This is a genomic window from Variovorax sp. W2I14 (assembly GCF_050435205.1).
GTDB lineage: Bacteria > Pseudomonadota > Gammaproteobacteria > Burkholderiales > Burkholderiaceae_C > Variovorax > Variovorax paradoxus_C.
In genome coordinates this window covers 3,589,316-3,603,436 of sequence record NZ_JBNDJX010000001.1, presented here as the reverse complement: position 1 = coordinate 3,603,436, position 14,121 = coordinate 3,589,316, and the positions used below count along the sequence as shown (strand labels likewise).

The following is a 14,121-nucleotide window of genomic DNA, read 5'->3' as shown; positions in this document are numbered from 1 at the left end:
TGTCAGACGTGCATTAGTTATCGGTCCCAACTTCTTTCAGAGACCGAGCACCGCAAGCGCTCCGCGTCCCTGCCGCACCACGACCGGATCGTCGCCCGTGCCCATGGGCGTGAGGTCGACCACGGTGGTCGGCTGCGAAGGGCAGGCGCCGGCATCGATGACCGCGCCGATCTGTTTTTCGAAGCGCTCGCGAATGGTCTGTGCGTCGTTCAACGCCTCGGTCTCGCCGGGCGCGATCAGCGTGGTGGCCAGCAGTGGCGCGCCGTGCAGCGCGAGGAGTTCCAGCAGCACCTTGTGATCGGGCACGCGCAGGCCGATGGTCTTGCGCTGCGGATGGCTCACGCGGCGCGGCACTTCCTTCGTGGCTTCGAGCAGGAAGGTGTAGGGGCCGGGCGTTGCGGCCTTCAACAAGCGATATTGTTTGTTGTCGACGCGTGCGTAATTGGCCAGCTCGCTCAGGTCGCGGCACAAGAGCGTCAGGTGGTGCTTTTCGTCGACCTGGCGGATGCGGCGCAGTTGGTCGACGGCGTCCTTGTCGTCGAGGTGGCAGGCCAGCGCGTAGCTGGAGTCGGTGGGCACGGCCACGATCTCGCCACGCGCGAGCAGCGTCACCGCTTGCTTGAGCAGCCGCTGCTGCGGGTTCTCGGGATGGACTTCGAAGTACTGGGCCATGAAAACTATCTCCTGATCAGGATTCCGCCGGTTCGATGGGCACGCGGCGCTCCCGCACCGTGAGCCACGCACCGGCGGCGCCGCAGACCGCGATCATCGAAATGCCGATGAGCGAATAACGGTCGGGCACTTGCGAAAAAACAAGCCAGCCGCCCAGCATGGCAAAGGCGATCTGTGCATACAAATACGGCGTGAGCGTGGAGGCCGGCGCGCGCTGATAGGCGAGGATCAATATGAAATGACCCACTGTGCCCATGAATCCCATGAGGCACAGCAGCGCCCACCATTCCCATGAGGGCAGGGCGGTCCACACGAAGGGCAGCGCGAGCGACGCAATGAGCGCGCCGACCCAGCCGGTATAGAAATGCATCGTGAGCGGGTTCTCGGTCTGCGCGAGCTTGCTGGTGAGCACCTGGAACCAGGCGTTGGTCAGCACCAGTCCGATCGGCAGCAGGATCGCCCAACTGAAGGCTTCACCGCCGGGCCTGAGGATCACCAGCGTGCCGATGAAGCCGCCCGCCACCAGGGCCCAGCGCAGCGGCGAGACATATTCCTTGAGCGTGGTCGCCGCGAGCAGCGTGATGACCAGCGGGGCGATCAGCACGATCGAGGTGAACTCGGCCAGCGGCATGTAGCGCAGGCTCAGGAAGGCCAGCGTGCTCGACACCAGCAGCAGCGCACCGCGCAGCAACTGGTAGCGCGGATGCCGGGTGCGCAGCAGCGCCGTGCCGTGAAGCGGCAGCAGCACCGCGGTGGTGGCGACGGCCTGGAAGGCATAGCGGAACCACACGCCCATCAAGATCGGCACGCCGGCAGTCGACGCCTTGGTGGCCGTGTCGAGCGTGGCGAAGCAGGCCACCGCGACGAGCACCAGGCCGATGCCCGCGAGGATGCGTTCGGATTCCTTGCTGCGGCTCGTCTGCTGCGCGGCGCGTGCATTCGCGAGTGCAGCGCCGGCCGCGCTGTCGATGCCGGGCCCTGGGCTCTGGCTCACTGCTGGATGCGGTGGCCGAGCAGTTCCCACACCGGCGTGAGGGCGCCAGGCAACGGTGGCAGCTTGCCGAGATCGCAGTGGCTCTCGTCGGGGCTGTGGAAATCGCTGCCGCGGGATGCGGCGAAATCGAACTCGAGCGCCTTGTCGGCGTACTCGACATATTCGGCCGGGGTGTGGCTGCCGGTGACGACCTCGATCGCCCGGCCGCCATGCGCCTTGAATTCGAGGAACAGCGCGTACTCCTCGTTGGCCGTGAACTTGTAGCGGCCAGGGTGCGCGATCACGGCCATGCCCTTGGCGGCGGTGATCCAGTGCACCGCGTCCTTCAGCGAGGCCCAGCGGTGCGGCACGTAGCCGGGCTTGCCTTCAGTGAGGAACTTGCGGAACACCTCGGGCGTATCGCGGCAGTGGCCTTGCTCGACGAGGAAGCGCGCGAAGTGCGTGCGCGAAATCAATTCGGGATTGCCGACGAACCTGAGCGCGCCTTCATAAGCGCCGTGGATGCCGACCTTGGCCAGCCCCTCCGACATTTCTTGCGCCCGCTTGCCACGGCCGCCGCGCGTGTCGTAGAGGCCTTGGGTCATCGCGGCGTCGTCGGGGTCGAAGCCCAGGCCGACGATGTGCACGGTTTCGTTCGCGAAGGTCACCGAGATCTCGGTGCCGGTGAGATAGCGCATGCCGTTTTCGCGTGCCGCAGCGGCTGCGCGGTGCTGGCCGCCAACCTCGTCATGATCGGTGAGGGCCCACAGTTCGACCCCGTTGGCGGCTGCGCGTGCAGCCAGCGCTTCGGGCGTCAATGTGCCGTCGGAGACCACGGAATGGCAGTGAAGATCGGCATTGAGAATGGAGGACACCCCGCCATTCTAGGGGGTCTGGATCACCGATGCGGGCGCATGGATGCTGCCTAAGACGCTACTAAATAAATAGCATTAACGTGACGCCGCATGCGGCTCAGCGCTTCTTGCGGAATGCGGCCCACGCCGCCACCGCGGTAAAGCTCGCAACGATCGCCACCACGATCCAGAACCCGTGCTTGTGCTCCGCGAGCGGAATGCCGCCCACGTTCATGCCGAACAGGCCCGCGAGGATGTTGATTGGCAGCGCCAGCACCGTCACCACCGTCAGCACGAAGAGGCTGCGGTTGTTGTCCTCGTTGACGTTGGCTGCTATCTCTTCCTGCAGCAGCTTGATGCGCTCCTGCAGCGCCTGCATGTCGCGCAGCACCACCGAGAACTCCTCGGTCGATCCGCGCAGCTCCTGCACATCGGGTTCGGCCATCCAGGCGGGCGGGCCCTGCAGCAGACGAAAGAGGGCGGCCGGCTCCGGCGCCAGCAGGCGCTGCAGCCGCACCAGCAACCGCCGCAGCACGCCGAGCCGCGCACGCTTGTGATCGAGGCGGCCAGCGAGCAACTCGTCTTCGATGCGGTCGATGCGCGAAGTGACGCCGCGCACGATCTTCACCAGCACGTCGGCCTGCGCACGCAGCAGGTGCTCGAGCAGCTCGGTGCTGGAGCGCGGCGCATCGCCTGCCTTCACCGCCGTGCGCAGCGCATCGACCGAGCGCAGGGGCTTCGTGCGCGCCGTGACCACGAGGCGCGGGCCCACGCTGATCCACAGCGTGGAGATGTCCGAGGGCTCGAAGCTGAACTCGAAGTGCACGTCGTTGATGACCGCGATCAGCGAATCGTCCGCACGTTCGATGCGCGTGGAAGGCAGGCCTTCGTGCAGCGTTTCGTAGAAGGTGTCGGAGAGATTCGCGTGCCGCACGAGCCAGCGCTCCGCTTGCGCATGGCTCAGGTTGAAGTGCAGCCACACGTACGCACGATGGCCGTCATCGACAACGGCGTCTTCGGGCTGCGCGCCGAGCCACGCCGCCGCCTGCGCCGAATCGATCGATCGCGCAGGCTCCGGCGCCGCAGCGTCGAAAAGGTAGCCGCAGATCAGCCCGGCTTCGTCGCCGCCATAGGACTGGGCGGCGAGATCATGGAATGCCGACGACAAGGTGCGTGATCAGAAAAGACGGGTGAAGAGCCAGTAGAGCGAGCCCGACAGCAGCATGGCCACCGGCAGCGTCAGCACCCAGGCGAGCGCGAGGTTGCGCAGCGTGGACATCTGCAGGCCCGAGCCGCTGGCCGTCATGGTGCCGGCCACGCCGGAGGAGAGCACGTGCGTGGTCGAGACCGGCAGGCCATACATGTCGGCCGCGCCGATGGTGAGCATCGCCACCACCTCGGCCGACGCGCCCTGTGCGTAGCTCAGGTGCGTCTTGCCGATCTTCTCGCCCACGGTGACCACGATGCGCTTCCAGCCGATCATCGTGCCGAGGCCGAGCGCGATGGCCACGGCGATCTTGACCCACAGCGGAATGAAGCGCGTGGCGTCGTCCAGCTCCTGGCGGAACGCGCCGACGCGCAGCCTGGTCTCGTCGTCGAACTTCGCGGCGCCGCTCTTGTCGAGGTGGCGAATGGCTTCGGAGGCCAGGTACATGTCGTTGCGCACGTTGGCGACGGCTTCGGCCGGCACCGCCGCAAGGGAACCGTGCTTGCGCACCTGCTCGCCGATGCTGCCGGCGGTCGCGGCCAGCGCGGGCACGACCTTGTCGTTGAACTCGCGGGTGCGCACATAGGTGGAGAGCGCGTCGCGCGCCGCGGCCGGCTCCAGCGCCGGCAGCGAGGTCGGCGCGCTGCGGTTGAGCGCGTTCTGCGTCATCTCGGCCACGGCGACGAACTTCACCGTTTCGTTCGCGGGCATCGTGCGGTTCAGCGCATAGGCCATCGGCACCGTGCCGACCAGGATCAGCATGATCAGGCCCATGCCCTTCTGCCCGTCGTTGGAGCCGTGCGCGAACGACACGCCGGTGCAGGTGAGGATCAACAGGCCGCGAATCCACCACGGTGGCGGCGTGCTGCCCTTGGGCTCTTCATACAGCGCGCGGTTCTTCACGAAGGCGCGCAGCGCAAGCAGCAGCAGCGCCGCGCAGCCGAAGCCCACCATCGGCGAGAGCAGCAGCGAATAGCCCACCTTGGTCGCCTGCGCCCAGTCGACGCCGCTGGTGCCGTCGCGGCCATGCATGAGCGCGTTGGCGATGCCCACGCCGATGATCGAGCCGATCAGCGTGTGCGACGACGACGCCGGCAGTCCGAGCCACCAGGTGCCCAGGTTCCAGATGATCGCGGCGATCAGGAGCGCGAACACCATCGCGAAGCCCGCGCCCGAGCCCACCTGCAGAATCAGCTCCACCGGCAGCAGCGCGATGATGCCGAAGGCCACCGCGCCGCTGGACACCAGCACGCCCAAAAAATTGAAGAAGCCCGACCACACCACCGCGAAGTTGGGCGGCAGCGAGTGCGTGTAGATCACCGTGGCCACCGCATTGGCCGTGTCGTGGAAGCCGTTGACGAACTCGAAGCCCAGCGCGATCAGCAACGCCACGCCCAACAAGATATAGGGCACCCAGGTCGTCGTGGGCGCGCCCGAAGCCGTGACGTCGCCCACCAGGCTCCATGCCGTGAAGAGCAGGCCGGCAGCCAGGAGGCCCACGAAGGTGATCAGCGTGATCGGGCCGGGCTTGGCGTCGAGCTTGGGCCGGTGCGCCGCAGCGGGCGCGGCCGGCATCTCCGTGGTCGAGGCGGCGAGCGTGTTCATGGGCGATTTTTTTGCTGTTGGAATGGCCGCCCATGGTGTTCGTGGCATGTGACAACGGCGTGTCGGCCTACGAAAACCCGCCGCCAAATCGTCACGCCGCAGTCATATGGGGCGTGCAGCATGCTTTTTTCTTCCTCCCACTTATTTCTTCCTCATCATGTTGACGAGCGCACTTCCAGACCACGAAGACCTGATGCAACGCATCGCCCGCGACCTGATCGACAGCTACGACGAAGAGCTCGAGCTGGAGATCGAAGACCGCAACATCGACGGGCTCGACGCCGCCAGCGTCAACACCCCGACCGACAAGGCGGCCCGGCAGGCTTATTTCAGGGAGCTCTTCCGCCTGCAGGGCGAGCTGGTCAAGCTGCAGGACTGGGTGCAGCACAGCAAGCAGAAGGTCGTCATCCTGTTCGAAGGCCGGGATGCGGCGGGCAAGGGCGGCGTCATCAAGCGCATCACGCAGCGGCTGAATCCGCGCGTGGCCCGCGTGGCCGCGCTGCCCGCGCCGAACGACCGCGAACGCACGCAGTGGTACTTCCAGCGCTATGCGGCGCACCTGCCGGCGGCCGGCGAGATGGTTCTGTTCGATCGCAGTTGGTACAACCGCGCCGGCGTCGAGCGCGTGATGGGTTTCTGCAGCGACGACGAGTACGAGGAGTTCTTTCGCACCGTGCCCGAGTTCGAGAAGATGCTCGTGCGCTCGGGCATCAAGCTCATCAAGTACTGGTTCTCCATCACGGACGACGAGCAGCACATGCGCTTTCTCGGCCGCATCCACGATCCGCTCAAGCAGTGGAAGCTGAGCCCGATGGACCTGGAGAGCCGCCGCCGCTGGGAGGAATACACCAAGGCGAAGGAAATCATGCTGGAGCGCACCCACATCCCCGAGGCGCCGTGGTGGGTGGTGCAGGCGGTCGACAAGAAGAAGGCGCGCCTGAATTGCATCAGCCACCTGCTGGGCCAGTTGCCGTATCAGGAAGTGGCGCATCCGCCGGTCGAACTGCCCGAGCGCGTGCGGCACGACGACTACTTGCGCCAGCCTGTGCCGGCCAACATGATCGTTCCGGAAATCTATTGAGGAGGGCTTCGCGGCCGTTTGGCCGCCCGGCGCTTTGCCTGCACACTGCGCCATGGCCCGTCGTTCCACCGCTTCCGTCTTCGCCCGCGCCTATGAGCGCAACCTGAAGGCGCTCACCAAGATCACGCTCGGCAACAGCAAACGCGTGGCGGGCCAGGTGCAGCGCGCGACCGCCAAGCGCCTGAAGCCGCCGCCCGGCAAGGGCGACTGGCTCAGCGGCATGGCGATCGGTGCGGGCGGGGCGCGCGGCTATCACCTGTTCCGCCCCGCGGGCCTGCTGCTCAAGCCCGGCGAAAAGCTGCCGCTCATGGTCATGCTGCATGGCTGCGGGCAAACCGGCCGCGACTTCGCGGCCAGCACGCGCATGAATGCGCTGGCGGCGCGCCAGCGCTTCCTGGTGCTCTACCCCGAGCAGGACCGGCTCGCGCATCCCCAAGGCTGCTGGAACTGGTACGAGCGCCGCTCCGGCAAGGCCGACGCCGAAGCCGCGACGCTGATGGCCGCGGTCGACCAGGCCTGCATGCTCTATCCGGTGGACCGCGAGCGCGTCGCGCTGGCCGGCCTCTCGGCCGGTGCCAGCATGGCGGCGCTGGTGGCCACGCGCTATCCGCAGCGTTTTCGCGCCGTCGTCATGCATTCGGGCGTGGCGCCCGGTGCCGCGAAGTCGTCGGCCACAGCGCTCGGCGCGATGCGCGGCCAGAACGTGCCGCCGATGCCCGTCACCGCGGTCGGCAAGGCGATGGGCGCCGCGGCCGTCTTCGCGACCCTGCCGCCGATGCTCGTGCTGCACGGCGATGCCGATGCGGTGGTGGTGCCCAGCAACGCCGTCAACAGCGCCGCCGTGTGGGCCACGGCGATGGGCGCGCGGCCCGGCTTGCCGCGCGACGTGCAGCGCGGCAAGCGCCGCCCGATGCGCGTGACCGATTTCAAGCGCAAGGGCCGCATCGTGGTGTCGCTGTGCGAGATCGCGGGGCTCGGGCATGCGTGGAGCGGCGGCGCGTCGAAGCTGCTGTTCAGCGATGCGGCCGGGCCCGATGCCACGCGCATGACCTGGGCGTTTGCGATGACGCAGTTCAAGCACGCGGCCAAGGCGGGCTGAAGAAGCCTCTCAGGCCGCGACGCTTTCGCGCGCCGCCGCGCGCCATGCACCGGGCGCCATGCCCTTCTCGCGCTTGAAGGCCTTGCTGAACGCGGCTTCCGATTCGTAGCCCACCGCGCCGGCGATGGTGCCCAACGCCGCGTTGCCCTGGCCGAGCATGTTGCCGGCCTTGAACATGCGCCACTGCGTGAGGTACTCCAGCGGTGCCTGGCCCACGCGTTCGCGAAAGCGCTGCGCGAAGGCCGAGCGCGACAGGCTCGCGGCAGCGGCCAGCGATTCGACAGTCCAGTCGCGTGCCATGTCCTTGTGCATGGCGCGCAGCGCCGGGCCGATGCGCGCGTCGGCCAATGCGGCCAGCCAGCCCGTCTGCGATTCGTCTAGGGCCGCGACGTGGGCGCGCACCGCCTGCACGAACACGATGTCGGCCAGCCGGCTCACGAGCAGGCTGGAGCCCAGGCCGGGCTCGCTGGTTTCCATCGCCAGCAGTTGCAGCGTGCCTTGCAGCGCGAGCGCGCGTGCCCGTTCCATCTTCACGTGCAGCAGCACCGGCAGCAGGTCGAGCAGCGGTCGCGCGGCGCGCTGATCGAAGTGGAACCAGCCGCAGATCACCGAAGCCGTCATGCCCGTGCCACCCAGCTCCACGAGGCCGCCGATGCGGTCGCGCACGACCGAGACGCAACTCACCGTGGGTGTGTCCGGATGGTCGCGCAGCACATAGGGCGTGCCGTGCGCCAGCACATAACAGTCGCCCGCGGCCAGCGCCACGGGTTGGTCGACGCCCTCGACTTCGAGCAGGCAGCCACCGCGCACCACGAGGCCGAAGCGCGCGCTTTCTCCGCCGGCCAGGCTCACGCCCCAGGGCGCACCGGCTTCGAGGCGGGCATACACCGCGCTGCGCACGCGCATGGCGGCGAAAACATCGTCGAGGGGGTCCATGGAGGCTCCTGCAGAAGTGGACGAATGGACAAGATTGTCGGCCTTTCAGGCATTCACTGTCCATTGATAGCGGAAGAAACTGCGGCCTCACCCTTTCGCCGCACTGGAGAAGACCCATGAACGCCACCACCGCTTTTGCCGAACTTGCCGACCGCTATGTCGCGGTCTGGAACGAAACCGATGCCGCCGCGCGCCGCGACGCCATCGCCAGCCTTTGGGTGCCCGAAGGCGAGCACTACGTGCGCACGCTGCAGGCCAAGGGCTACGAGGCGCTGCAGCAGCGCGTCACCAGCTCGCACGAGAAGAACGTGCGCGGCGCCGGCTTTCGCTTCGTTGCCACCGGCGACGCCCAGGCGCTGCACAACGCCGTGATGTTTCATTGGCAGATGGTCCCTGCCGCCGGCGGCCCCATGGCTGCACTCGGGCTGGAGTTCCTGGTGCTGGCACCGGACGGTCGCATCGCCATCGACTACCAGTTCATCCTGCCCACGCCCGCTGTCTGATCGCCTGAAGAAACCCGGCCATGACCTTCGAGGTCATTGCCGCCACGCGCCATCACCCCAACACTCGAGCCCATCATGACCCCCTCCAGCCCCGCTGCTTCGGCAGCATCGCTTTCCTCCACAGGCATTCAAGGCGGGGCTGCAACAAAGCCCGGCCCGCTCGGCCTGTGGGTCATGCTCAGCGGCACCTTCCTGGTGGTGCTGGACTTCTTCATCGTCAACGTCGCGCTGCCCTCGATGCAGCGCGAACTGCAGGCCGGCACCGCCACCTTGCAACTGGTGGTGGCCGGCTACGGCCTTGCCACCGCCGCCGGCCTGATCACCGGCGGCCGGCTTGGCGACATGTTCGGCCGCCGCCGCATGTTCATGCTCGGCCTGCTGCTCTTCACGCTGGCGTCGGCCGCCTGTGGCTTCGCCCCCAACGCCGAGCTGCTGGTGGCGGCCCGCGTTCTGCAGGGCCTGGCCGGCGCGCTGCTGCAGCCGCAGGTGCTGGCGATGATCGGCCTGGCCTACACCGGCGAAGACCGTGCGCGTGCCTTCGCGGCCTACGGCCTGACGCTGGGGCTCGGTGCCACGTTGGGGCAGCTCGTGGGAGGCTTGCTGATCCATGCGGATCTGGCGGGGCTCGGCTGGCGCAGTTGCTTTCTCATCAACGTGCCTATCGGTCTGCTGGCGCTGGTGCTCGCACCGCGCGTGATTCCGCCGACCGCAAATGGCGGCAGCCACAACAGCAAGCTCGACCTGGTCGGCATGCTGCTCGTGGCCGCGGGCTCGGTCGCGGTGGTGCTGCCGCTGGTGGAAGGCCGCCAGCAAGGCTGGCCGCTGTGGAGCTGGCTGTGCCTTGCCGCCGCGCTGCCATTGCTGGCCGCGTTCGGCTTCCAGCAGCGCCGGCTTGCTGCGCGCGGCGGCGCGCCGCTGGTGGCGCCGGCCTTGTTGGCGAACCGCCGTTTCGTCATGGGGCTGCTCACCGTGCTGGCGTTCTACGTGGGCAACGCCTCGCTGTATTTCGTGATGGCCCTCTATCTACAGCAAGGGCTGGCGCTGGACCCGCTGACCTCGGGCATCGTCTTCACATCGCTGGCAATCGGCTTCCTCGTCACCTCGATGGCCGGCGCGCGCCTGGCACGCCACTTCGGCGGCAAGCCGCCGATCGCCCTTGGCGCGCTCGTGCTCGCGACGGGCCATTCGCTGCAGTTCGTCAACGTGGCGGGATGGGCCGGCCACACGCATGTGGTCGCCTGGATGGTGCCGTTGCTGCTGGTGCAAGGCGCGGGGCTCGGCATGGTGATGGCGCCGCTGGTGTCCACCGTGCTCGCCGGGTTGCCGCCGCAGCATGCGGGCGTGGCGTCGGGTGTGCTGTCGATGGTGCAGCAGGCCAGCAACGCGCTGGGCGTCGCGCTGATCGGCATCCTGTTCTATGGCCGGCTGGGCAGCGCACCGGATGCGGCCGGCTACGACGCCGCACTCCGTGTTGCGCTGCTGTATCTCACGGTGTCGGCGCTGGTGGTGGCGGTGCTGCATCGCAGGGCAGCGCGGCAGCACTGACTGCGCGGCCGACCGCCAAGGTCACGAACTCGCCGGCCGCGGCCCCAATGGCTTGCCGCCGGTGCCGCCCCTGAAAGTCATCGGCGCCACCGTCTGAACCTGCCCCACGCCTGGCTTGCTCCAGTCGCACACGCCTTGCGCAAAGGCGGCCTGCAGACGCGACCACTGGCTGGGCGAGAAGGCGACAGGCGCATAGTCGGAAGCGGCCAGCGGCTTCAACTCGCACTTGAGGATGTCTTCCGTCAGCGGTCCACCGGCAACCTGGCGCGGCGAGCCTTGCGGCAGCAGCACCGGATCGGCATCGCAGGTCGCCATGTCCCGCACCTTCGTCGAGAACGTCGTGTCGGCCGACAGGTAGCACAGGTCCGAAGCGGCCGTCGGTTTCGCGGCGGCCACCTGCTGCTGGGTGCGCTCCGCGTTGGTCCATTCCTTGGGGCTCGATATCGCCAGCTTCGTGAGCCACGCATCCATCGCGAGGAACGATTCGATACCGGCGGAAGGCGGCACGCCCGCCGGGCCGAATCGCCACAAGGCATGGCTCGCGTGCCCGCCCGCCGCTGCATCGATGCGGGCCCGCTGCGAGTAGCTGCGCCAGTACTGATGGATGCCGAGTTTCTTGAGCGGAAGGCTGTAGGTCTCGTCATAGGTACGAGTGTCGATCGTGGCCACCTTGGCGAGGTTTCCGCCGGGCGAGACGAGTCCCGCTCGATAGGCGATCGACAGCGAGTCGGCATCCGCGACGGCACGTGCGGTGGAGGGATTGCCGTCCGTGTCCGGACCGCCGATCTTCTCGTTGAGCGTGACGAATTCCTCGGCGGAGATTGCACCCGACTTCAGTGCCTTGAGACCGTACTGGATGCCGACGTTGTCGAGGTTGCTCAACCCGCGCACGCCACCGGGCGCCAGCGCATTCGCCGTCGTGCCGTAGACACTGGATGAGCCGTCTGCCATGCCGCAGCGCGGCCCGGCGGGATTGGTTGCGGGGTCGTAGACCAGTGCGGCCGGAAGCTGGCAGTTGTTGGTCGGCGCGCCCGTCGGCACGATTGCGCCGGTGGCGTTGTCGGCCACGACCAGCGGCGTGTAGTTGCCGGCCTTCTGGAGTCGGCCGAAGGAGGAGAACCAGCCGTGGCAGGCGGTGTGGTCCAGGTGTCCGTTGATCGCTTTCTTCTTCGCGTCGACCTGTGCCGGGGTCGAACCCGCCTGCAAGGCCGTCCACGAGGGCGACTGGTAGAAGTTGACGAGCTGGACGCAGTCCAGCACCTCCATCGCGGTCGTCTCGGAGTCGGCGAAGTCGACGTCGAGCTGCGTGCCGTCGATCACGCCGGGCAGCAGCGAGGCCACGCTGTTCTGGTTGATCGCGCCACCCGAGCCGCCGTTGCCCATCATGTAGAGCACCTCGCCGTAGCTGTCGATGATGTGCTCCTTCATCATCAGCGCCGTCTCGGCGGCCAGGTAGCGGTTTCCGTTGAACCTGGAGTCGGTCATGCTGTTGTCCACGACCATGAAACCGCGCGACAGCGCCGCATCGTCTGCCCAGTTCTGCGACGAGCGGAATTGCAGCCGCGGAAAGCCCGTGCTGGCGCCGAACGAGTAGAGGAGCTTCCCGTTCCATTGCGGCTGGGGAGCGGTTGCGGTCCAGGGGGCGGACGGGTCGAACAGCACGGCGATGTCGTAGATGCCGCGGTTGATGGTGCCGCGCTCCACGCGAACGATGTACGGCACTGTCGCACCGGTCGTGGTGGTGGTACTTGCGACAGCGGATGCGGGCGTGGTGCCCGATACATACGGCTGCAGGCACGAGTTGGCCGGCGTCGGCGGAACCGGGCCGCCCACCGTGGTGGGGCTCGGATCGGGCAGCACGAACGAGCAGCCGCCGTCGCCCGGCGCTGCCGTCACCGGCGTGAGCGTGCGATAGAACAGCTTGAACTCGGTGGCGATGCTGCACTGCGCATCGGTGGCGTTGGCCGAGAGGCCGCTGGCGTTCGACGCGGGCGTTGCTCCCGCGCCGGTTGTGGGCGCAGGCGTGGCGCAGACGTACGGCATGAACTGCGTGCTCGACAGCACCGGCCCGCTGCGCGGCGCATTGACGACGGTCAGCGTGGCTTCGCGGCTCTGCTTGGTGCTCGCCTTGATCGTGTTCGGTCCCACCGTCAGGCCGGCGGCAAGGCCGGTGATGCGGCCGTCGGCGCGCTTGGCGAATGCGCCGGTGATGTCGTTGCCGTTCAACGTGACCTTGAGGCCGCCGGCATTGCCGCCTTCGGGAACCAGCTCGACCAGCACATCGCCACCGCTGACCAGATCGGCGCGGGTCGACAGCGTGCGCACTTCCATGCGGCCAGTAGCACCACCGCCACCGCCACCGCCACCGCCATCTCCGAAGTTCCAGGGGAAGCCGCCGCCGCCACCACCGCCGCCCCCGCAGGCAACAAGCAGCAGGGACAGGCTTGCCGTCGAACCGGCCAGGAACATCTGCCCGGGAATGCGCATCGGCGCGCGCGTCGTTCTTGTCATGGTTTGTCTCCGGTCCTGCACTGCAGCGCACGCCCTTCGGGCCGGCCGGCCCGAACGAGGCGGCGCGCATCTTGGACGTGGCGATTCTTGGATGACTCGGTGCCGCCCGTCCTATCCCGACGATGCCATTGGCATGACTTTCGGGACGCGTGAGGGTTTGTCCGGGGCGAGAGGTTGCCCCGCAGGCCAAGCCATCGTCGGATTGAAGCCTTCAAGCCGCCGGAAGAAACTTCCTGACATGCGCCGCGAACGCCGCCGTCAACGCCGTGGGCGCCTCGCGGTCGAACGCCAGCGTGACGCCGACGCTCGGCAGCTCGGGGAATCCCTGGTCCGGCGTGAGGATCTGCAGGTCGTCGGGCACGGCCGTGCGCGTCAGCACGATGACGGCCTGTCCCGAGCGCGCCATGCCGACCAGGCCCGAGAGGCTGCTGCTCGCATAAGCGAGCCGGTAGGAGCGGCCCGCGGCTTCCAGCGCCTGCCTCGGCAGCCGGTGGTCCAGCGCATCCGGTGCGCCCAGCGCCAGCGGCAGCGGGTCCAGCGACGCGGCGGCGCCGTCGCGGTGCGCCACCCAGACCAGCGGCTCGCGGCGGATCACGTCATCGCCGGTCGCATCACCCGCCACGGACACCAGTGCCAGGTCGACCGCGTGCCGCGCCAGCAGCTCGTGCAGCCGCGGCGTCGGCGCGCACATCACTTCCAGTTGCACGCGCGGATGCAGGCTCGCAAAGCTCTGCAGCAGGTACGGCAGGAAGACGACTGCATAGTCGTCGGGGCAGCTGAAGCGCAGCACACCGGACAGTTGCTCGCCGCGCAGTTCGGCCAGCGCCTCGTCGTGCTTGCGCAGCAGTTCGCCCGCGCGCACGAGAAGCCGCTCGCCGGTCGCGGTGAGCGTGACGCCGCGCCCGGTGCGGTGCAGCAGCGGCTGCTCGACGATGCCTTCGAGCCGCTGCATCTGCATGCTGAGCGCCGACTGCGTGCGCCCGACGCGCAGCGCCGCCTGGCCCAGCACGCCCGTCTCGGCGATGGCGACGAAGCTGCGCAGAAGGTCGATGTCCAGCGACTGGCTCACGGCATGAATTCTCCTGATAGCTGATGTCAAAACAATTCGCTTCCCGGCAGGTGCGCCGCTGCGTAA

General features: G+C 67.9%; 12 protein-coding genes. 4 read left to right on the top strand and 8 right to left on the bottom strand.

Translation table 11 applies throughout. The features are described from left to right. Nucleotides 1-36: 36 nt before the first annotated feature. The 5 genes from QF040_RS16840 to QF040_RS16820 all read right to left on the bottom strand — a co-directional run bounded on the left by QF040_RS16840 (nt 37) and on the right by QF040_RS16820 (nt 5,311). Nucleotides 37-672: an L-threonylcarbamoyladenylate synthase gene (locus QF040_RS16840; protein ID WP_013543033.1), complete on the bottom strand. Its 636-nt coding sequence runs from the start codon at nt 670-672 to the stop codon at nt 37-39. Nucleotides 673-688: 16 nt separating this feature from the next. After that, on the bottom strand, nt 689-1,666 hold the full coding sequence (locus tag QF040_RS16835; protein ID WP_013543032.1) for a DMT family transporter: 978 nt from the start codon (nt 1,664-1,666) through the stop codon (nt 689-691). Then, entirely contained in the window at nt 1,663-2,520 is an 858-nt protein-coding gene (locus tag QF040_RS16830) for a 3',5'-nucleoside bisphosphate phosphatase (protein WP_013543031.1), read from the bottom strand. Before QF040_RS16830 ends, QF040_RS16835 begins: the two co-directional genes overlap by 4 nt. Nucleotides 2,521-2,617: 97 nt before the next feature. Next, nucleotides 2,618-3,667 carry a transporter gene (locus QF040_RS16825; protein WP_429612020.1) on the bottom strand — a complete coding sequence of 350 codons (1,050 nt, stop codon included), beginning with the start codon at nt 3,665-3,667 and terminating at the stop codon, nt 2,618-2,620. 9 nt (nt 3,668-3,676) lie between these two features. Next, nucleotides 3,677-5,311, bottom strand: a complete 1,635-nt coding sequence (locus QF040_RS16820; protein ID WP_429612019.1) for an inorganic phosphate transporter — start codon at nt 5,309-5,311, stop codon at nt 3,677-3,679. 157 nt (nt 5,312-5,468) lie between these two features. On the opposite strand from QF040_RS16820, the gene ppk2 reads away from it, so the two are divergent. Further along, nucleotides 5,469-6,392 carry a polyphosphate kinase 2 gene (gene ppk2 / locus QF040_RS16815; RefSeq protein ID WP_013543028.1) on the top strand — a complete coding sequence of 308 codons (924 nt, stop codon included), beginning with the start codon at nt 5,469-5,471 and terminating at the stop codon, nt 6,390-6,392. Between the two features lie 52 nt (nt 6,393-6,444). Further along, a complete protein-coding gene (locus QF040_RS16810; RefSeq protein ID WP_429612018.1) occupies nt 6,445-7,491 on the top strand; it encodes an extracellular catalytic domain type 1 short-chain-length polyhydroxyalkanoate depolymerase in 1,047 nt (348 codons plus the stop codon). Nucleotides 7,492-7,500: 9 nt separating this feature from the next. On the opposite strand, the gene QF040_RS16805 is transcribed toward QF040_RS16810, so the two are convergent. After that, nucleotides 7,501-8,427, bottom strand: a complete 927-nt coding sequence (locus QF040_RS16805; protein ID WP_429612017.1) for an AraC family transcriptional regulator — start codon at nt 8,425-8,427, stop codon at nt 7,501-7,503. A 116-nt stretch (nt 8,428-8,543) separates the two neighbouring features. On the opposite strand from QF040_RS16805, the gene QF040_RS16800 reads away from it, so the two are divergent. Beyond that, complete coding sequence (locus QF040_RS16800; protein ID WP_429612016.1) at nt 8,544-8,930, top strand: hypothetical protein; 387 nt, start codon at nt 8,544-8,546, stop codon at nt 8,928-8,930. A gap of 75 nt (nt 8,931-9,005) precedes the next feature. Further along, nucleotides 9,006-10,475: an MFS transporter gene (locus tag QF040_RS16795; RefSeq protein WP_429612015.1), complete on the top strand. Its 1,470-nt coding sequence runs from the start codon at nt 9,006-9,008 to the stop codon at nt 10,473-10,475. A 21-nt stretch (nt 10,476-10,496) separates the two neighbouring features. Here the strand turns inward: QF040_RS16795 and QF040_RS16790 are convergent, their stop codons facing one another. Both QF040_RS16790 and QF040_RS16785 read right to left on the bottom strand, forming a co-directional pair. Next, a complete protein-coding gene (locus QF040_RS16790; protein ID WP_429612014.1) occupies nt 10,497-12,986 on the bottom strand; it encodes a DUF6351 family protein in 2,490 nt (829 codons plus the stop codon). A gap of 211 nt (nt 12,987-13,197) precedes the next feature. Then, nucleotides 13,198-14,055, bottom strand: a complete 858-nt coding sequence (locus QF040_RS16785) for a LysR family transcriptional regulator (RefSeq protein ID WP_429612013.1) — start codon at nt 14,053-14,055, stop codon at nt 13,198-13,200. Nucleotides 14,056-14,121: the final 66 nt, after the last annotated feature.